Here is an 18,409-nt window from a genome sequence, read left to right as displayed (position 1 = left end):
CTTTTGGCCCTTCCCAGCGCCGCCCGCAGCCGGGATTGTGGTGTCCATGAACGCAGAAACAGGGGCCAAACCCGTCATTGTAGGTGTGGACGGATCCGAATACTCCTCCGCAGCCCTGCGCTATGCGGGCACGCTGGCAGCCCGCCTGGGCACGCGGCTGGAAGTCATTTCATGCGTCGGAATGCCGGACTACCTGGTGATGTCCCGCCTGGAAGGGGCGGACCGGCAGTTCACCGCCAGGCTTGAGGACGCCGCCGGGCGCCTGGTCGAAGATGCCCTGGGCCGGGCCTTCTCCGGGGAACGGCCCGAAAACATCGACGTGACCATCAAGTTCGGCCCTCCGGCGAAAGTGCTGGTGGAGGAGAGCCGCCGCGCGCAGATGCTGGTTGTTGGAAGGCATGGCGAAGGCGGCCTGCTTAAGTCGTCCATGGGATCGGTGAGCAAGGCGTGCGCGGCCCACTCCATCTGCCCGGTGCTCCTGGTGGGCCAGGAGGCGGACGCTGTGTGAGGACTGCGGAGGGCCTGAGCTCCGAACGGGCAGCGCAACTCCTGAAGCAGGCGGGCCCCAACCAGCTCCCGGCGGAGAAACCCGTCCCGCAATGGCGAAAGCTGTGGGGGGAGATGACGCACTTCTTCGCCCTCATGCTGTGGTGCGCCGCCGCGCTGGCATTCGTTGCGGACATGCCGCAGCTGGCCGTGGCGATCATCGTCGTCGTCATTGTCAACGGGGTGTTCGCCCACATCCAGCAGGAACGCGCCCAGCATGCCGCCGCCAGGCTGCGCGGCCTGCTGCCCGCCGACGTGGTGGTGCGGCGGGACGGGACGGTGCGCAAGGTCCACGCCAGCGAGCTGGTGGTTGACGACGTGGTGCTGCTCAGTGCCGGTGACCGTGTGCCTGCAGACATGGTCCTGCTGTCAGCATCGGCCTGCGAAATGGATGAATCCATGCTGACGGGCGAAAGCGAGCCAGTGCCGAAAGCCGCAGGTGACGCGGCGTGGGGCGGTACCTTCCTGGTCAACGGCTACGGAGAGGCCGCCGTGTCCGCCACGGGAGCCAGGACCAGGCTGGCCGGAATTGCCGCCCTCACCAGCGGAGCGGTTCCTCCTCCTACGCCGCTGTCCCTGGAACTGCGGCGGATTGTCCGCGTTACTGCGGGCATGGCGCTGGGTATCGCAGCGGTCTTCTTCCTGGCGTCGCTGCTGGTGGGCTTTCAGTGGCGGGATTCCTTCCTGTTCTCGATCGGCGTGGCCGTGGCCCTGGTCCCGGAAGGGCTCCTGCCCACTGTCACGCTGTCCCTGGCCATGGGCGCCCAGCGCATGGCGTCCCGCAACGGCCTGGTCCGCAACCTTGAAGCCGTGGAAACCCTGGGCTCAACCACCTTCATCTGCACCGACAAAACCGGGACCCTGACGCAGAACCGAATGAACGCCGTCGAGGTCTTCACCCTGGAAGGGGCCGTCCATGTGACGGGCCAGGGGTATGACCCGGACGCGCACATCGAGGGCCGGGGAACGGCCAGGGCGGCCCAGGCGGCGCTCGCCGCCCGCACCGCTTCACAGGGCAGGGCCGAGCTGCACGATGGACAGTGGCGTGCACAGGGTGACCCGATGGAAGCTGCCGTGGACGTGCTGGCCCGCCGGCTGACAGGCGCCGGGTCCGGGCCCGCGGCATCGCGCCGGCTGCCGTTCGATCCGGTGCGGCGCAGGGAGTCTGCCCTTGTGGGGCCCGAGCTGTTTTGCAAGGGTGCCCCCGAAACCGTGCTCCCACTGTGTGAATCCGTGCCGGGTCAGGTCAAGGAACAGGTAGAGGTGATGGCAACGCGTGGCCTGCGCGTCATTGCGGTGGCACGGCGGCGTCTCGCGGGAGCACCCGAAACCTGGCAGACCAGCCCTGCCGCAGAACTTGAAACGGACATGGAACTCCTGGGCCTGATCGGACTGCAGGATCCGCCCCGGCCGGATGTGGGCAACGTCATCCGAACGGCGCGGCAGGCGGGCCTGAAGGTCGCCATGATCACCGGCGACCACCCTGCCACGGCGGCAGCGATCGCCCGGCAGATCGGCCTTGCCGGAACGCCTGAATACGTGTTGGAAGGCGCAGACCTTCCGGAGGACGGGCAAATACTCGGCGCACTCCTGGACCGTGACGGAGTGGTGGTCAGCAGGGTCTCGCCCGAACAGAAGCTCCGCGTGGCCAAGGCGCTGCAGGCCCGTGGGCATGTGGTGGCCATGACCGGCGACGGCGTCAACGATGGCCCGGCCCTTCGCGAAGCCGACATCGGCGTGGCCATGGGGCGGAGCGGAACTGACGTGGCGCGGGAGGCCGCGGATTTGGTCCTCCTGGACGACCATTTCGCCACCATCGTGGCAGCCATCGAACAAGGAAGGGCAACCTACGCCAACATCCACCGGTTCCTCACCTACCATCTCACCGACAACGTGGCGGAGCTGACTCCCTTTGTCATCTGGGCGCTCTCCGGCGGCCACTTCCCGCTTGCCCTCGGTGTCCTTCAAATCCTTGCCCTGGACATTGGCACCGACCTGCTGCCCGCGCTGGCCCTTGGCGCCGAACCGCCCGGCCGGCGTGTTTTGGCGCGTCCGCCCGAACGCCGGCACCTGATGGACCGGCAACTGATCATCCGTGTCTTCTGCATCCTGGGTCCCACGGAGGCCGCCATGGAAATGGCCGTCTTCTCCGTTGTCCTCGCTGCCGGCGGGTGGATCCGGGGGCAGGTTCCCCAGCCCGGGCTCCTCATGGCTGCCTCCGGCGCCGCCTTTACCGCCGTGGTCCTGGGACAGCTGGCCAACGCCTTTGCCTGCCGGAGCGCCACCGTGCCGCCCTGGAAGCTGGGATGGGGTACCAACCGGCTTCTGGTATGGGCAGTTCTTGCGGAACTGGCCATCCTTGCGGTGTGCCTGTTCCTGCCCTACCTTGCAACGCTGTTGGGCCAGGCCCCGCCGCCTCCCCTGGGCTTCCTCCTGGCACTTCTCGCGGCCCCCGCTGTCCTTCTTGCAGACTGGATCCACAAAGCGGCCCGGGCGCGCCTGCGGCGGAGCTAGGACCAAAGACTCTGCCTGCCCCGGCGCCACCAAGGCCAGAATCGAGCCATGACCGCCGCTGCAGAAACGTCCCTGGCCGATGTCAGCGTCAAATGGCTTGAAGAAACCGGGATCGCGGACATCCCCTCCGTAGGGGGAAAGAACGCCTCCTTGGGGGAGTTGAGCCGTGCGCTGCAGCCGGCAGGAGTCCGGGTTCCGGAAGGGTTCGCCACCACGGCCACCGCCTACCGCGCTTTCCTTGCTGCCAACAGCCTGGAGCCCCGGATCAGGAAGCACATGGAGGACCACCGCGCCGGGGCAGCAACACTTCGGCAGGCCGGGGCGGCGATCCGCGAACTGTTCCTGCAGGCCACCTTCCCGGCGGACATCACTGCCGACATCCAGGAGCACTACCGGGCCCTCTGCCAGCGCACCGGGCAAGACCAAGTGGCCGTTGCGGTCCGCAGCAGTGCCACGGCCGAGGACCTCCCGGACGCCAGTTTCGCCGGCCAGCAGGAAACCTTCCTGAACGTGGCCGGGGAGCGCGCGGTCCTGGAGGCGTGCCGGCGCTGCTACGCCTCCCTGTTCACGGACCGTGCCATCAGCTACCGCGAAATGAAGGGTTACGACCACCTCGACGTTGCCCTGTCCGTTGGAGTGCAGCGGATGGTCCGCTCGGACCTTGGCGCATCAGGGGTGATGTTTTCGATCGACACGGAGTCCGGCTTTCCCGGCGTGGTGGTCATCAGCGCCGCCTGGGGGCTGGGGGAGACGGTGGTCCAGGGCACCATCAACCCGGACAAGTACCAGGTGTTCAAGCCGCTCCTTGCAGACCGGCGCTTCAGCCCCGTGATCGAGCGGCAAGTCGGTGCCAAGGAACGCAAAATGGTGTACAGCCGCGGTGGCGATGCCAGGACCATGATGGTGGAGACGACCGGGCGGGAGCAGAGCTCACGGGTACTGGATGACCGCGAGATTGTCCTGTTGGCCCGCTGGGCCGTCGCGGTGGAGGAACATTACGGCCGGCCCATGGATATGGAGTGGGCCAAGGACGGGGTCACCGGCGAACTCTTCATGGTGCAGGCACGGCCGGAGACCGTCCAGGCCCGCCGGAGCACATCAACTTTCCGGACCTACCACCTTGCAGGGCCCGGGAAGGTCCTGGTCACCGGCGCCGCCATCGGAGATTCGATCGCGCGCGGCCAGGCGTGCGTGGTGCGGGATGCCAAGGACATCGAATCATTCGTGGACGGCTCCGTGCTGGTCACCCGGATGACGGACCCGGACTGGGTTCCCGTCATGAAGCGGGCCGCGGGCATCATCACGGACCACGGCGGCACAACCAGCCACGCCGCCATTGTCAGCCGCGAACTGGGCGTGCCCGCAGTGGTGGGAACGCGCAACGCCACAGAGGTCCTTCCCGACGGCGGCCAGGTCACCCTGTCCTGCGCGGAAGGCGAAGAGGGCCGCGTCTACGAAGGGCTGCTGGCGTTCTCCGTGGAGGACGTGGACATGCACGCCCTCCCGGCCACCCGCACGGACGTGATGATCAACATCGCCAGCCCGGCCGCCGCGTTCAAGTGGTGGCGGCTGCCTGCGGACGGCGTAGGCCTGGCCCGGATGGAGTTCATCATCAACAACCTGATCCGCATCCACCCCATGGCCCTGGTCCATCCGGAACGGGTGTCAGACCCCCAGGAGGCCGCGCTCATCCGGCAGCTCACCAGCGGCTACCAGGACCCGCAGGAGTACTTCATCGACGTGCTGGCCACGGGGATCGCCAAGATCGCCGCCCCCTTCCATCCCAAACCGGTGATCGTCCGGTTGAGCGACTTCAAGAGCAACGAGTACAGCCACCTGATCGGCGGCAGCGCTTTCGAACGTCCCGAGGAAAACCCCATGCTGGGGTTCCGCGGCGCCTCCCGCTACTACAGCAACGCCTACAGGGAAGGATTCGCGCTGGAGTGCAAGGCCCTCAAACGCGTCCGCGAGCAGGCCGGGTTCGGCAACGTGATTGTCATGGTCCCCTTCTGCCGCACCGTGCGGGAAGCGGACCAGGTCATCCAGGCCATGGAAGAGCACGGGCTGGTCCGCGGCGCCGAAGGGCTCCAGCTCTACATGATGTGTGAGATCCCATCCAACGTGGTCCTGGCAGAGGAATTCGCCAAGTGTTTTGACGGTTTTTCCATCGGGTCCAACGACCTCACCCAGCTGGTCCTGGGGGTGGACCGCGATTCGGAGGAACTAGCCGGGTTGTTCGATGAGCGGGACCCGGCAGTAATGTCCATGATTGCCCAGGCGATCAGCAAGGCCCATGCCGCCGGCATCAAGATCGGCATCTGTGGACAAGGGCCCAGCAACCATCCGGACCTTGCGGAGTTCCTGGTCAGCCAGGGGATCGATTCGGTGTCCCTGAACCCGGACACGTACGTGCGGACGCTTCCGGTTATTGCGGCAGCAGAGGCGCGGGCTGCCAACGAACAAGCCGTCTGACCCGCTGCCCAAGGCATACTGCGTGCCCCCGCGTACTGCCTTGGCGGCCACAGGAAAGTGCCTGGCACCCCAGGGGACAGTCTCCCCGGAAGCCAGGCACCGTCGTCGTACCGTGACTCTGCTCAGCCCCTGGTAATGGGGATCTTGGACGCCCCGGTTGCCTGCACCTGCTCCGGCATGGGAGCCCGCACTTCAAGGACCCCGTCCTTGTATGCAGCCGTTACGTCGTCTTGTTTCACCCCGGTGGGGAGGGGGATCCGCCGGACGAAGGAACCGTAGCGGAACTCGGACCGGTAGCTGTCCTTCTCCTTGTGTTCCTTCTTTTCCTGCCGTTCTCCCTTGATGGTCAGGACACCGTCCGTAACCGTCACGTCCACGTCCTTCTCCGGATCGATGCCGGGCAGCTCTGCCCGCACCACCAGCGTGTTGCCGTCCACCATCTCTTCGACCCTGATGGCGGAGGACCCCAGGTCACCCTCGAAAAGCCGTTCGATGACATCGATGGGGGAGCGGCGGTTATCAAACCATTTCATCAGGTCAGTCATTCTTGCCTCCTGCTCATGTGGAAGCCGGACCATCGCGTTGCCCGGCACTTCCACCATCCCCTTTCGATGAATCCGGTTCCAGAGGCAAAGGTCCCAGCCCCGTTCGGCCGTGACCCGCCGGTGGCCGGCGGGTCAGGCGGCCAACCAGTTCGATGGCCAGGCACCCTGCCAGGGCAACTGCAACCGAGACGGCCAGCAGTCCGGCGGGCGGCCACTCAACCCGGAAGAAGTCCTGCGTTAAGGGAACGCTGAACAACAGGACCAGCCCCGCGTACATCCCGGCAAGGATCAACACCTTGATCCGGTTGAGGGGGCGTGATGCCATCATCAGGATCCACGCGGCCACCAGGCCGAGTGTCACCGTTGCCGCGGACTGGGCGGACTCAAGGCTGTGGCCGCCCCACAACTGCCCGTACGCGCTGACCGCCAGGACACACAGGGCCGTGCAGATGCCTGCCGGGACCGCGAAGGCCAGGGCACGCCTCAGGAACCCGGGGGCATAACGCTGGCCGCCGGGCTGCAGGGCAAGGAAGAACGCCGGCAGGCCGATGGTCAGTCCGTCCAGTGCGGACAGTTGCCGGGGCAGGAACGGGAAGGCCAGCAACAGGACGCCGGTCACCACGGAGATGACCGTGGCGTAGACAGTCTTGCTCAGGAAGACCAGGGAGACGCGCTCAATGTTGCTGATGGCCCGGCGCCCCTCGTCCACCACCGCCGGCAGCCGTTCAAAGCGCCCGTCCAGGAGGACCATGCGGGCCACGGCCTTGGTCGCGGGGGAGGCCGAGTCCATGGCGATCCCCAGATCCGCATCCTTAAGTGCCAGGACGTCGTTCACCCCGTCCCCGGTCATTGCCACCGTGTGCCCCCGCCGCTTCAGGGCCTGGATCAGGTCCCGTTTCTGGGATGGGGTCACACTTCCAAAGAGGCTTTGCGACTCCACCGTTTCCTCCAGCAGCAGCGGATCCCGGGGAAGCGTGCGTGCGTCATAGGCAACCCCGGTTCCAAAACCCACCCCGCGCGCAAGCGCTGCCACGGTCCGGGGATCGTCACCGGAAATGATCTTGACGGTCACCCCCTGCCGGCGGAAGTAGTCGAGGGTGGAGGCGGCGTCCCGGCGGATGCTCTCCCGGAAGGTCAGCAGCATGACCGGCACCAGCCCGGACGGCAGGCCTGCCTCTTGGGGGCCCGGCGGCAGCGGCGCCGGGAGGTGCGCCAGAACCAGGGTCCGCAGGCCGGTGGAAGCAAGGGCCGCCGCCCTGGCGTGCGCATCAGCAGAGTCAGCGGACCCGAGGACCGTATCCGGCGCTCCCAGGATCCACGTCCCGGAGGCGGCGGAGCCCGGCGCGAACGTCACCGAACTCCACTTCCGGGCGGAGGAGAACGGGACGGAATCCTGCTCCTGCAGCGGAACCCGCACGGGAAAGGCCGCGCCGATGGCTGCAGCGGTGCTGCTGGCCTCAGCATTGGCACCAAACCATTCCACCGCCGGCCGCCACCCGGACGCAGGAACTGTTCCGGCCTCATGGACGGCGTCAAACACCACGGAGCCGGAGGACAGGGTGCCGGTTTTATCCAGGCAGAGGACATCCACCCGTGCCAATACCTCCACGGCGGCGAGTTCCTGGACCAGGACCTTCTGGCGAGCGAGCCGGAGGCCGCCCACGGCAAAGGCCACGCTTGTCATCAGGAGCAGGCCCAGGGGGATCATGGCCATGATCCCGGCAACAGCTCCCACGACGGCAGGTATCCACCGCCCCGATCCCATGGCTCCAGCCCATCCGCCCTGGTCCTGCATCTGCGCATTCGTGAGCAGCAGTGCGGTGGGCAGTAACAGCCAGGTGATGACGGTAAAGACTTTCTCCAGGCCCCTGCGGATCTCTGACCTGACAAGGGAGAACCGCCGTGCCTCGGCTGCCAGCCGGTAAGCGAAGGTGTCGGGTCCCACGCGGAGCACTCTGGCCCGGCCGCTGCCGGCGAGGATCAGCGAGCCGGACAGCAGCACGGCACCGCCGGCTTTGGGAACGGGTTCCGACTCGCCCGTCAGCAGGGATTCGTCCACCTCAAGCGGTGCCCCGCCAAGAAGCTCCAGGTCTGCCGTTACCTGGTCCCCGGCGTTGAGCACCACCAGGTCGTCAGGTACCAGTTCGTCCGAGGAGACGACTTCCCTGGCCCCGTTCCTGACCACCGTGTTCCGGGCGGCCTGCAGAATGGCAAGCTGGTCAAGGGAACGCTTTGCCCGGTACTCCTGGATGATCCCGATCAGCGAATTGCTGATGGCGGACAAGCCGAACAGCGCATCACGCCACTGGCCAAGGACCAGCAGGAGGATGAAGCAGCCTCCCACCACGCCGTTGAACAGGGTGAACACGTTCGCCTGGACAATCTCCCAGGCGCTCCTGCTGGTTGCCGTTGGCACGCTGTTGACACGGCCGGCGGCAGTGCGCTCCCGCACTTCTGCGGTGGAGAGTCCGTCCCGGGGATGGCTCACGTCCAGTCCCGGGACCGGTCTCCCGTTGTCCCCGGCGATTGTCATGATGTGGCCAGGCAGCTGACCCGGTCAGTCGGCGTGCTGCTGCTTGTGCACCCGGGTGATCACGGTGGGGCACGGCGGCTGCGACAGCACTGCGTGTGCCGTGGATCCCAGGACGAACCTTTCGAAGCCACCCTTTCCGCGGCTGCCCAGGACCAGCAGCCGGGCGCCGGATGCAGCACGGATCAGGGCGTCCGCCGGCTCAAGAACGGTCTCCATCCTGGTGTTGACCACGAGGTCCGGATAGTCCTGCCGGAGGCCCGCCTCAGTTTCGGCGAGCACGATCTGTTCCTCCTCGACGACGTGGGTGGCGAAACTGCTTTGCGGCAGCCCTGCCGCAATCCAGCGGTTGGGGCCGGTGAAGGCATATAGGACGGTCAGCTCCTCGCCCAGTGCGTCAGCCTCCGCGGCCGCAAAAGCCACTGCCTGTGTTGCTTCACGCGAGCCATCCACGCCCACCACGATGCCGCGGCCTGCCTCCTGGGCGTCGCCGATGACGGCCACCGGGCACTCCGCGGTGGCGGTGGCCTGGAGGGCCCGGTCCGTCAGGGCGCCGCGCGTGTGGCCGCTGGTGCCCAGGACGAGCATGGAGGCATTCCTGGAATAGTCGCCCAGGGCTGCCCCGATGCCTCCTTCGAGCAGTTGGAGGGTTACCTGCAGTCCGGGTTCGGCTGCGGTGGCTTTTTCACCGGCCTCCTTCAACAGCGCCAGCCCCGATTCACGCAGGACTTCAAGGTAGGGAAGCACTTCGGCGGCCATCCAGCGGTCGTCCACCACATTTACGACGGCGAGGGGGCACTTGAGCCTGTTGGCCCGGGCAGCTGCCCACAACAGGGCGGCGTTGGAGGCCGAAGTATTGGTGATGCCGACGGCGATTGGCTTGGCAGTTGCCATGGGGGACCATCCTTAGGGGGTGCTGGAGAAGGGGTGTGGTGCGGACGTGGAGCGGAGCCGGATGACGTTGCCCTGACCGGCGTGCCTGATCCGCGTTGGCCTGATCAGCGTTGGCCAGTCGGCGCTGGGCTAGTGGGCGCTGGGTCAGTCGGCGCTGGGCTCCCGGGCCGGCCACCAATGGGTCGGCGCCGCGATGACGAACCTCCGGCCGCTGATATCCTGCGGCGTGATCCGGATCAGGACATTTTTTTGGCCGGGTTGCCAGGGGGACAAGCCCGCCTCCATGGCGTCCTGGACTTCCTCCGCATCGGTTACAACCTTGGCGTGCCCCTTGATGATGACGCTCCAGGCGATGGTGCCGTACTGGTTCATTCCGTCCGCCTCGACGGCTACCACTTTCCGGTCGGCAAGGGAGGCGAGCTTTGTTCCCTGCCCGGTACGAATGAGCAGTGTGCCGTTGGTGGGGACAAAATTCACCGGATAGTTTTCCACTGCGTCCCCCTCGGAGAAGGCGATCCTGCAGAGGGAAGTTGAACGAAGGTATCGCCAGCAATCGTGGACGCCGAGTTCCTTGATGTCAGGTTCTGTGGCTGCGGTATTCATGGCCGTAGCCTAGGACCGGCAAACCTCCCGGGGATAGGGAAGAAGGTCCCGCGCCCGGAAAGGCACCCATCCGGGACGGTCGGAGGTAATTTTCGCCTGGGCCTCCTAGAATTGTGCCCGTAGCGTCTTCATGCCCAAGTGAAGGCGGACTTGCGGCCCGGGGCAGGCATTTCCGTTCCGGACCCCCGGACCGCGCCAAGGACCCGCAGCGTGGCAGGTTCTTGCCGCAGGAGGTGGAACGTGAGCACTGAGAAGCCCTGGCGTCCGCCGACGAGGGACACCGTTGAAGACCTGCTGCGGGACTTTTCCGCCCGGGGCGACGAACAGCTGGATACCCAGGAACGCATCAACGCCCTGCTGGCCGCGGTGGTGTCCCTCGCCGAGGATCTCAGCCTTGAGGCCGTGCTTGACCGCCTGGTCCGTTCGGCCTGCGCCCTGGTCGGCGCACGGTACGGCGCTATGGGCGTCATTGGCGAAGACCGCACCCTGAGCCACTTCATCACGGTGGGCATTGATGAAGACGGAATCCGCTCCATTGGCGACCTGCCGACGGGGCACGGCGTACTTGGCCTGCTCATCCGCGAACCAAAGCCCTTGCGACTCCATGACCTTGGCCGGCATCCCATTGCGTCCGGCTTCCCGCCGAACCACCCGCCCATGAAGACATTCCTTGGCGTGCCCGTCCGCGTCCGTGACGAGGTGTTCGGAAACCTCTACCTGACGGAAAAGCAGGGTGGCGAGGATTTCACCTCCGACGATGAGGACCTTGCCGTTGCCCTGGCGGCGGCGGCCGGCGTCGCGATCCAGAACGCGCGCCTCTTTGAAGACAGCGGGCGCCGGCAGAAGTGGCTGGAAGCAGGCATGGAGCTCAGCAGCAGGTTGATCATGGCGTCCAGCCCCGGGGACGCGGATCACCTGGACGTCGTTGCCGACGCCGCTTTGAAGGTATCGGATGCGGCACTTGCAGTGGTGGCCGTGCCGGCGGGTGAAGGCGTGCTTCGATGCCGGTCCTGCCTTGGTGTGCAGGGTCTTCAGGGAGGCCAGGAATGGAAGGTCTCCCACTCCGTGTGGGACGTGATCGAGGGCGGCGGATCCTTTGTGGCCAAGGACCCGCGGCAGGTCTTTGAGGCCGGAATGGCCGGGAAACTCGGATCCGTACTCGTGTGTTCCCTGGGGCATGGCAGCAGCGACAACGGCGTTCTCCTGCTGGCCCGCGCACACGCAACTGCCGCCTTCAACCAGGCGGACGCAGAGTCGGGTGCCATTTTCGGGAGCCGGATCGGGCTGGCGCTCGACCTGGCGCGCGTGAACGCACTGCGCGAACAAAACCTGCTGTTCACTGACCGGGAACGGATCGCGCGGGACCTGCACGACCTCGTCATCCAGCGCCTGTTTGCCGCAGGCCTGAGCATCCAAAGCCTGCGCCGCTACACCGTGGACCCGGTGGCGCACGAGCGCATCGCCGCCGTCACCACGGAACTCGATGAAACAATCCGCAAGCTGCGGGACACCATCTACTCGCTCCGGACGGCGGATGAGGAACGCGAACCGCTGACGGGCCGGATCCTGCGGGTGGTCCGGGAAAACTCGCGCAGCTACGCCCTGACCCCCAAGGTGGCCCTGGACGGCCCCGTGGACTCGATCCGGGAGGATGTGGCCGTCCATCTGCTGTCCGTGCTGTCGGAAGGACTCAGTAACGCGCTGCGGCATTCCGGCGCGGACGACGTGGAGGTCACGGTTGCGGTGGGCAAGGACCAGGTCCAGCTTCTCATCCGTGACAATGGCCGGGGCTTCGCCGACCCTGCCCGGGTGAGCGGCCTGGCGAACATGCGCCACCGGGCTGAGTTGTTGCAGGGCAGTTGCATCATTGAGAGCGGGCCAGGCAAGGGCACATCCGTGACATGGACCGCCCGGCTCACCTGACCTGCCGGCTCAGGCAGTGTCCGTGGAGCTCTTGGTGACGTAGACAGCGGCCTGCGTCCGGCGCTCGAAGCCCAGTTTTGCCAGGATCGATGAAACATAGTTCTTGACGGTTTTCTCGGCCAGGAACAGTTCGTCGCCGATTTGCCTGTTGGTCAGGCCCTGCCCGATCAGGGCCAGGACCTTCTTCTCCTGTGCGCTGAGGCCCTCCAGGCGGGGATCGGTGTGTGCCGTGGACAGTCCGGTAATGATCTGCTGCTCAACTCCCGGATCGAAGAGGGACTCGCCCGCAGCCGCCTTCCGGATTCCGGCCAGGAGGTCATCGCTCCTGATCTGTTTCAGGATGTATCCGGAGGCACCGGCCAGGACAGCGCCTCGAAGGGCCTGCTCGTCGTCGTAGCTGGTGAGTATCAGGCAGCGCAGGCGGGGGTCCAGGGAACGCACGTCCCGGCACACCTCGATTCCCGTGCCGTCGGGAAGCCTTCCGTCGAGGATGGCGATGTCGGGGTGCAGTGCGGGTATGCGGCGCGTGGCCTCGGCAGCCGAGCCGCTTTCGCCCACCACAAGGAACCCTTCGCCCTCCAACAGGTCCTTCAACCCCTGCCGGACAAGTTCGTGGTCATCAAGGATGAACACCCGGACCTGCCCGGGAGATCCTGCCGCCTCAGACCCAGCTTCATGCATCTGCACTGATCGCTCCCAAATCTCCAGGACCAAATCCCGCATTCGTGCGGGGGCGGCCCCCGGGGAGGGCCTGAGCCCATTGTTCCCCAGGAGGCGTCCTGCCGGAAGGGACCTAAGTCCGCCGGCGATCCGCAGGGCGGCACCCGAAGTCTGGGCCCTGTTCCTGTCATGACCTTCGGCCCTACCCCTGAAAGCGCACTTGTTCCATTCTGGGGACGACGCTTGCAGGATGCCCGCAGGAGGGAATGCGGCAACAACAGTGAATGGAGCCGGCATGACTGCCCCTGAAACGCACCCCAGGATCATCGTTGGGGTGGATGGATCAGACGCCTCCATCGCCGCGCTCCGGGTGGCCCGGGCCATGGCGGAGCCCCTGTCAGCGACGGTTGAGGCCTGGGCCTGCTGGGACGTCCCGGCCGGCTACGGGGTTTACCTCGCCGTAGGGATCGAAGGGTTCAAGTACGCGGCCCACCAGGTCCTCCAGCAGGCACTGGAAGAAGCTTTCGGGGAGCTGCCGGCCTTCGTGCATGCCCGCCTGGTACGGGGTAAGCCAGGGCCGGTACTCATCGACGCGAGCCGCAACGCCTCCTTGCTGATCGTGGGCAGGCGGGGACATGGGAGCTTTGTCCTTGGCTCCGTCAGTTCGACGTGCGTGAGCCATGCCCACTGTCCCGTGCTGGTGGTGCACGCCCCGGAGGCGGACGGCGCGGGGGACACCGGCCAGGCAAGCGCCCTGACGGGGAGCCCTGACCCGGCGGCCTGATTGCAGGCGCCCTGACTGACCGACCCGGCAACCCGCCGTCGTACGTGTCATCCCGCCCTAGTGGCTGTGCTGGCCATCCCCATGATGGTGTGCCGCGCCTTCCCCCACCAGTTCGTGAAGCCCTTCGACTGCCTGTGCGAGTGACAGGCCGGGGGATTGGATGATGAAGGGCATCAGGAGGCGGTTCTCCTTGTCCAGGTGCAGGGCGAAAATCCGTTGGATGGCCCCGGCGGCCACGGCGGCAGCAACGCCTTCGGCGGTCCTGAGCTCTTCAACCAGGCCCACGATGACCTGATGCTCGGCCAGCATGCCGTCCACCAGCAGCTTCGCTTCCGGCAGGCCGTGGGGCCCGCTGTACAGCGGCCCTTCTTCTGCCAGGGCGTGCGGCACCAGCACCGTGTCGCACCAGTCCAGCAACGCAGCCTGCGTTTCCTGTCCGGCGGCAGGGTCCCGTGCCTCCACGGCCTCCGTCAGCAGTCCCACCAGCGCGTTCAGTTGCCGCAGCATGTCGGCATGGTGGGCTTCCACCGCCTGCAGCGCACGCGCCTCGGAGCCGGCTTCCGTGCCGTTACCGCTGTTGGTGTTCATTCGTTGTTGCCTTCCAGTTGGGCGACGTGCCGGTGGTTGGCCCGCAAGGACCAGCGGAGGTCTTTGATGGCCCAGTACGCTCCGCCGTTCATGACGGCGAAGCCTGCGATGCCCAGGTAGGGCGCCCGGACCACCAGGCCAAGGAGCAGGACGCCCACGCCCGCCGCGAAAAGCAGGAGTCCGCGCCTGACGCGGGTGCGAAGCGACAGTACGAAGGCATCCCTTCCGAGCAGCGCCGCGAATCCGGGGTCTTCCTCCTCCAGGCCATGGCCGATCAGTTCGAGTTCGCGTTTTTCAAATTCAGAGAGCGGCACAGCTGCACCCACTATCCATTGCCTGCGGGAACCGGAACTCAGGTACCCGGCTGGCCGCGCAGGACGGCCAGCCTGTTCCGGTATTCCGCGACGTCGATCTCGCCGCGCGCGAAACGCTCGGCCAGTACGTCTTCTGCCGTTAGTGGCGACGGGGGCCGGGGTGCACCCGGGGAGGGAGCCCGCAGGGAACGGGCCAGCAGGACAATGCCGGTGATGATTGCTCCCCAGACCACCACCATGCTGATGCTCATCAGGACATAGCCCCACAGGCCCATGCCGTCGTTCCAGCCGTACACGTCACGACCTCCGCTGAAGTGGAGGCGGACGCCAGCCGTCCGCCTTCCCTTCCAGTATTGGTCTCTGCCGGTGTCCGGGGCAGAGCCATTAGTCCTGTTCCGGGGCCGGGTACCAGGCTCCGGTCCTCGGCCCCCGGTGCGGAACTTCCGCACCGGGGGCTTATGGCACTGGCGGTGGCGGCGCGGGCATGGTGAATCTGGATGAGCATCCGGTTCCGTTGCAGGAGAGTAAAGCGGAAAGGGAGGATGGCACCGTGGCCGTTGCGGACAGCACGTACGACGGCGGGACAGCCCGCCGTGCGTTCCTCACCCGTTGGGTGGGCTGGGCGACCCTGGGCGAGAGCTTGGGCTTCCTCGCCCCGGTCCTTGCGTGGTTTCTTGCGGCCACTGCCTGGCCGCGTGCGGAATTTGCACTCCTGGTACTGGCCGGCCTCGCCGAAGGAGCTGTCCTGGGATGGTTCCAGGTCCGCGTCCTGCGGAACCGGTTGCCGGGGATCTCCGCGGCCCGCTGGGTCCTGCTGACCGCGGTGGCCGCGGCATTCGCCTGGTCCGTGGGCATGCTGCCGTCCACCTTCGGGGAATGGCAGGACTGGCCGCTTCCGCTCCGGCTGACTGCGGGTGGCGCGGCGGCAATCCTGCTGCTCGGATCCATTGGCACTGCCCAGTGGTTTGAGCTGCGGCACCATGTCCGGCGGGCGTGGCCGTGGATCGCCGGCAACGCCGCGGCCTGGGCGGCGGGTCTTGCAGCGTTCATGCTGGTTGCCCCGCCTTTGTGGCAGCCGGACCAGCCTGCCTGGCTGATCGCGGTGATTGGCGTGGGGGCGGCGGTCCTCATGGCGGCAGTGATGGCCGTGGTCACAGGCCTGGTGTTGCTGCGCCTTATGCCGGATGCTGCAGCCGCGGGGGATGCGCACTAGAAGCCGCGGCGCCGCAAACGCTTGTCCACGGCGACTGCCACGGATGCGAGCAGGGCCAGGCCAAGGATCCGCAGCCACGCTTCGCCGCTGATGGGGGCGGTGTGGAAGAGCCCGTTCATCAGCGGCGCATACGTGAGTGCCAGTTGGCCGGCCGCCTGCACCGCGACGCCGACCAGGAGCCAGCGGTTGCTGAACGGGCTTATCCGCCACGCCGGCCGGGTCAGCGACCGGCAGCTGAAGAGGTAGGACACCTCCACGCCCACGAAAAGGTTCACGGCGGACGTCCGGGCCTGTGCAAGAGAGGCACCATCGGCCAATTCATGTTCGAAGAGCCACCATGCCCCGGCGACGAGGAGGGCCGAAACGAGCAGGATCCGCACGGTGAGCGCCCACGTCAGGAGGGGGCGGTCCGGCGGCCGTGGCGGCCTGGACATCAGTCCTGGTTCCTTTGGCTCAAAGGCAAGCATGAGTCCAAGGGCAACAGCGGTGGTCATATTGATCCAGAGGATCTGGGTGGGCAGGATGGGCAGCGTTGCGCCCAGCAGGATGGCCACGAGGATCACCAGCCCCTCGGCCATGTTGGTGGGCAGGGTCCAGACGATGAATTTGGTCAGGTTGTCGAAGACATTCCGGCCTTCTTCAACGGCGGCCTCAATGGTGGCAAAGTCGTCATCGGTGAGGACGATGTCCGATGCCTCCTTGGCCACCTCCGTTCCGGTGCGTCCCATCGAAATCCCGACATTCGCCTGCCGGAGGGCCGGTGCGTCGTTGACGCCATCCCCGGTCATGGCGGCCACGTGTCCGCGGGACTGCAGGGCCCCGATCAGGCGGAGTTTCTGTTCCGGCGAGACCCGGGCGAAAACCGTGGCCCGTTCCACGGCATCGGCGAACTGGTCAGGTGCAATGACGTCCAGCTCCGCGCCTGTCAGGGCTGTTCCGCTGTCATGGTCGGCGGCCAGGCCCACCGCCGCGGCAACGGTCACTGCAGTCCGCACGTGGTCTCCGGTGATCATCTTGACCGCCACGCCGGCACGCCGGCAGGCCGCCACTGCCGCCGCGGCCGCTTCCCGGGGAGGGTCGTGCATGGCCTGGAGCCCGGTCAGGGTCATCCGGCCCCGCAATTGGATGGCGGAGAGAGGCCGGCTGTCCGGGGGAAGGCGCATCATGGCCGTGGCCAGCACGCGGAGCCCGCTGTCCGCGAGCGCATGTGCGGCATTGAGCGCGGCCTGCCTGTGGAGGGGCCTGTTGGCACCGTACCTGTCCATTTCCGTGCCGCAGAGGTCAAGGACCCGTTCGGCGGCCCCTTTGACGAACACCACGCCGGCTCCGTGCGGAAGCGTGGAAAGGTGCAGGGTGGCCATGAACTGCCGCTCCGACGTGAACGGCAGTTCCTGCTTCCGCGGGTTGGCCGCCAGGAAGCCGGATACGTCCATCCCGCCCTTCCCTGCTGCCACCAGCATTGCGGCCTCCGTAGGGTCCCCCCGTACGTGCCACCCCTGCCCCTCCCTGCGGACGGTGGCGTCGTTGCAGGCTGCACCGCCCAGGAGGGACCACTGCAGCGCAGCGTCCCCGTCCGCCGGGTGCTCCGCTGAATCCGCCACGTGCTGCCGGCCGCCGGTGTGCTGTGCTGCCGACGGGGCGATGCGTCCCTCCGGTCCGTAGCCGGAACCCGTAACGTCATACGTCCCGGAAGGGGTCCAGAGTGCCCGGACTGTCATCTGGTTCTCGGTGAAGGTGCCCGTCTTGTCCGAGCAGATCACCGTGGTGCTGCCCAGCGTTTCCACCACCGGCAGCCGGCGGACCACGGCCCGGCGGCGCGCCATGCGGCGGACGCCAATGGCAAGCGTCACGGTGACGGCGGCAGGAAGGCCTTCGGGGATGGCTCCCACGGCCAGGGCGACGGCGGCAGTAAACATTTGCCCCGGCTGCTCGCCATGTGCCAGCCCGGCAAGGAAGGCCACGGCGGCGAGGGCCAGGATGGCTATGGTGAGCGTCGAGCTGAAGCGTGCCAGTTTGACCGTCAACGGCGTGGCCACCGGCCGGACCGTCCCCATGAGGCGGTGGATCTCGCCAAGTTCGGTTTCGCCGCCGATGGCGACGACGACCCCCGCACCCGTGCCGGCGGTCACCAGGGTGCCGCTGTACAGCATGTTCCTCCGGTCTGCCACCGGCGTGACCGGGGGCAGGACCACCTCGTCCTTGGGCACGGGGTCGGATTCTCCCGTCAGCGCGGATTCGTCCGCCCGTAAGGCGGACAGGCGCACCAGGCGGAGGTCAGCCGGTACCTTGTCGCCGGCCTCCAGCAGCACAAGGTCGCCGGGGACCAGGTCCTCGGATGGAACCTGCCTCCGTTCGCCGCCGCGCATGACGGTGGCGTGGGTGCGGACAAGCGAGTGAAGGGCGTCCAGGGCCGCTTCTGCCCGGACTTCCTGGACGAATCCGATCAGCGTGTTGACCAGCACTACGGCGAGGATGACGCCGGCGTCCAGGAACGCGCCAAGGACCACGGTGACGGCGGCGGCGGCCAACAGGACGTAGACCAGCGGGTTGTTGAACTGGCGCCCCAGCTTGCGGGCGATTCCCCCGCCCCTGGACCGGGGAAGCTCGTTCGCGCCAAACTGGGCGCGCCGGCGCGCTACCTCCGCCTGGCCAAGGCCCCTGGCCGCATCCGTTTCCAGCAGCAGGACGACCTCGTGGACCGGCAGCCCGTGGTGTGCCGGATCAGGGACAGCGTCCGGTTGGCGGCCGGTGGAGGATGGTTCCGGCCGCGGGGGCTGCACGTGCCCGCGTCGGGAGGGCCGGGTCTTCGCCATGGTGCCGCGG

Annotated in this window: 15 protein-coding genes; 6 read left to right on the top strand and 9 right to left on the bottom strand. The window is 67.0% G+C overall.

Translation table 11 applies throughout. The features are described from left to right. Positions 1 to 46 precede the first annotated feature (46 nt). The 3 genes from ACEN9K_RS12680 to ppsA are packed head-to-tail and all read left to right on the top strand — an operon-like array spanning position 47 to position 5,532. Complete coding sequence (locus ACEN9K_RS12680) at positions 47 to 508, top strand: universal stress protein (protein WP_495634490.1); 462 nt, start codon at positions 47 to 49, stop codon at positions 506 to 508. Continuing rightward, on the top strand, positions 505 to 3,060 hold the full coding sequence (locus ACEN9K_RS12675; RefSeq protein WP_495634489.1) for a cation-translocating P-type ATPase: 2,556 nt from the start codon (positions 505 to 507) through the stop codon (positions 3,058 to 3,060). Before ACEN9K_RS12680 ends, ACEN9K_RS12675 begins: the two co-directional genes overlap by 4 nt. Before the next feature lie 48 nt (positions 3,061 to 3,108). After that, entirely contained in the window at positions 3,109 to 5,532 is a 2,424-nt protein-coding gene (gene ppsA / locus ACEN9K_RS12670; RefSeq protein ID WP_495634488.1) for a phosphoenolpyruvate synthase, read from the top strand. A 122-nt stretch (positions 5,533 to 5,654) separates the two neighbouring features. On the opposite strand, the gene ACEN9K_RS12665 is transcribed toward ppsA, so the two are convergent. The 4 genes from ACEN9K_RS12665 to ACEN9K_RS12650 form a co-directional block, all read right to left on the bottom strand. Next, positions 5,655 to 6,077, bottom strand: coding sequence for an Hsp20/alpha crystallin family protein (locus ACEN9K_RS12665; RefSeq protein WP_018769391.1), 423 nt, complete (start codon positions 6,075 to 6,077; stop codon positions 5,655 to 5,657). A 13-nt stretch (positions 6,078 to 6,090) separates the two neighbouring features. Beyond that, positions 6,091 to 8,610: a cation-translocating P-type ATPase gene (locus tag ACEN9K_RS12660; RefSeq protein ID WP_495634487.1), complete on the bottom strand. Its 2,520-nt coding sequence runs from the start codon at positions 8,608 to 8,610 to the stop codon at positions 6,091 to 6,093. 24 nt (positions 8,611 to 8,634) lie between these two features. Further along, entirely contained in the window at positions 8,635 to 9,501 is an 867-nt protein-coding gene (locus tag ACEN9K_RS12655; RefSeq protein WP_018769389.1) for a universal stress protein, read from the bottom strand. Between the two features lie 144 nt (positions 9,502 to 9,645). Then, positions 9,646 to 10,104, bottom strand: a complete 459-nt coding sequence (locus ACEN9K_RS12650) for a pyridoxamine 5'-phosphate oxidase family protein (protein ID WP_018769388.1) — start codon at positions 10,102 to 10,104, stop codon at positions 9,646 to 9,648. Positions 10,105 to 10,344: 240 nt separating this feature from the next. On the opposite strand from ACEN9K_RS12650, the gene ACEN9K_RS12645 reads away from it, so the two are divergent. Then, a complete protein-coding gene (locus ACEN9K_RS12645; protein WP_495634486.1) occupies positions 10,345 to 12,027 on the top strand; it encodes a GAF domain-containing sensor histidine kinase in 1,683 nt (560 codons plus the stop codon). Between the two features lie 9 nt (positions 12,028 to 12,036). Here the strand turns inward: ACEN9K_RS12645 and ACEN9K_RS12640 are convergent, their stop codons facing one another. Then, positions 12,037 to 12,708 (bottom strand): response regulator, encoded by a 672-nt coding sequence (locus ACEN9K_RS12640; protein ID WP_051081367.1) that lies wholly within the window; start codon positions 12,706 to 12,708, stop codon positions 12,037 to 12,039. 274 nt (positions 12,709 to 12,982) lie between these two features. On the opposite strand from ACEN9K_RS12640, the gene ACEN9K_RS12635 reads away from it, so the two are divergent. After that, complete coding sequence (locus tag ACEN9K_RS12635) at positions 12,983 to 13,471, top strand: universal stress protein (RefSeq protein ID WP_018769385.1); 489 nt, start codon at positions 12,983 to 12,985, stop codon at positions 13,469 to 13,471. Between the two features lie 57 nt (positions 13,472 to 13,528). On the opposite strand, the gene ACEN9K_RS12630 is transcribed toward ACEN9K_RS12635, so the two are convergent. The 3 genes from ACEN9K_RS12630 to ACEN9K_RS12620 are packed head-to-tail and all read right to left on the bottom strand — an operon-like array spanning position 13,529 to position 14,669. Next, positions 13,529 to 14,059 carry a hemerythrin domain-containing protein gene (locus ACEN9K_RS12630; RefSeq protein ID WP_134164681.1) on the bottom strand — a complete coding sequence of 177 codons (531 nt, stop codon included), beginning with the start codon at positions 14,057 to 14,059 and terminating at the stop codon, positions 13,529 to 13,531. Next, positions 14,056 to 14,373: a DUF3040 domain-containing protein gene (locus ACEN9K_RS12625; protein WP_018769383.1), complete on the bottom strand. Its 318-nt coding sequence runs from the start codon at positions 14,371 to 14,373 to the stop codon at positions 14,056 to 14,058. The genes ACEN9K_RS12630 and ACEN9K_RS12625 overlap by 4 nt, the downstream gene beginning before the upstream one ends. A gap of 38 nt (positions 14,374 to 14,411) precedes the next feature. Next, the gene (locus ACEN9K_RS12620) at positions 14,412 to 14,669 is read right to left on the bottom strand and encodes an SHOCT domain-containing protein (RefSeq protein WP_082581719.1); all 258 of its coding nucleotides are present in this window, start codon (positions 14,667 to 14,669) and stop codon (positions 14,412 to 14,414) included. A 254-nt stretch (positions 14,670 to 14,923) separates the two neighbouring features. Between ACEN9K_RS12620 and ACEN9K_RS12615 the strand changes: the two genes are divergently transcribed. Continuing rightward, on the top strand, positions 14,924 to 15,586 hold the full coding sequence (locus ACEN9K_RS12615) for a hypothetical protein (protein ID WP_082581727.1): 663 nt from the start codon (positions 14,924 to 14,926) through the stop codon (positions 15,584 to 15,586). Here the strand turns inward: ACEN9K_RS12615 and ACEN9K_RS12610 are convergent. Beyond that, positions 15,583 to 18,399, bottom strand: coding sequence for an HAD-IC family P-type ATPase (locus ACEN9K_RS12610; RefSeq protein WP_235509780.1), 2,817 nt, complete (start codon positions 18,397 to 18,399; stop codon positions 15,583 to 15,585). The genes ACEN9K_RS12615 and ACEN9K_RS12610 overlap by 4 nt on opposite strands. Positions 18,400 to 18,409: the final 10 nt, after the last annotated feature.

The sequence above is a fragment of the Pseudarthrobacter sp. Pseusp20 genome (genome assembly GCF_059492155.1).
This window is presented reverse-complemented; position numbering and strand designations above follow the sequence as displayed.

What these genes read in the sequence shown, in the direction of transcription:
- ACEN9K_RS12655 (WP_018769389.1), bottom strand. Translation starts at nt 9,501, where the DNA reads ATGGCAACTGCCAAGCCAATCGCCGTCGGCATCACCAATACTTCGGCC.
- ACEN9K_RS12640 (WP_051081367.1), bottom strand. Translation starts at nt 12,708, where the DNA reads ATGCATGAAGCTGGGTCTGAGGCGGCAGGATCTCCCGGGCAGGTCCGG.
- ACEN9K_RS12660 (WP_495634487.1), bottom strand. Translation starts at nt 8,610, where the DNA reads ATGACAATCGCCGGGGACAACGGGAGACCGGTCCCGGGACTGGACGTG.
- ACEN9K_RS12665 (WP_018769391.1), bottom strand. Translation starts at nt 6,077, where the DNA reads ATGACTGACCTGATGAAATGGTTTGATAACCGCCGCTCCCCCATCGAT.
- ACEN9K_RS12630 (WP_134164681.1), bottom strand. Translation starts at nt 14,059, where the DNA reads ATGAACACCAACAGCGGTAACGGCACGGAAGCCGGCTCCGAGGCGCGT.
- ppsA (WP_495634488.1), top strand. Translation starts at nt 3,109, where the DNA reads ATGACCGCCGCTGCAGAAACGTCCCTGGCCGATGTCAGCGTCAAATGG.
- ACEN9K_RS12610 (WP_235509780.1), bottom strand. Translation starts at nt 18,399, where the DNA reads ATGGCGAAGACCCGGCCCTCCCGACGCGGGCACGTGCAGCCCCCGCGG.
- ACEN9K_RS12680 (WP_495634490.1), top strand. Translation starts at nt 47, where the DNA reads ATGAACGCAGAAACAGGGGCCAAACCCGTCATTGTAGGTGTGGACGGA.
- ACEN9K_RS12635 (WP_018769385.1), top strand. Translation starts at nt 12,983, where the DNA reads ATGACTGCCCCTGAAACGCACCCCAGGATCATCGTTGGGGTGGATGGA.
- ACEN9K_RS12650 (WP_018769388.1), bottom strand. Translation starts at nt 10,104, where the DNA reads ATGAATACCGCAGCCACAGAACCTGACATCAAGGAACTCGGCGTCCAC.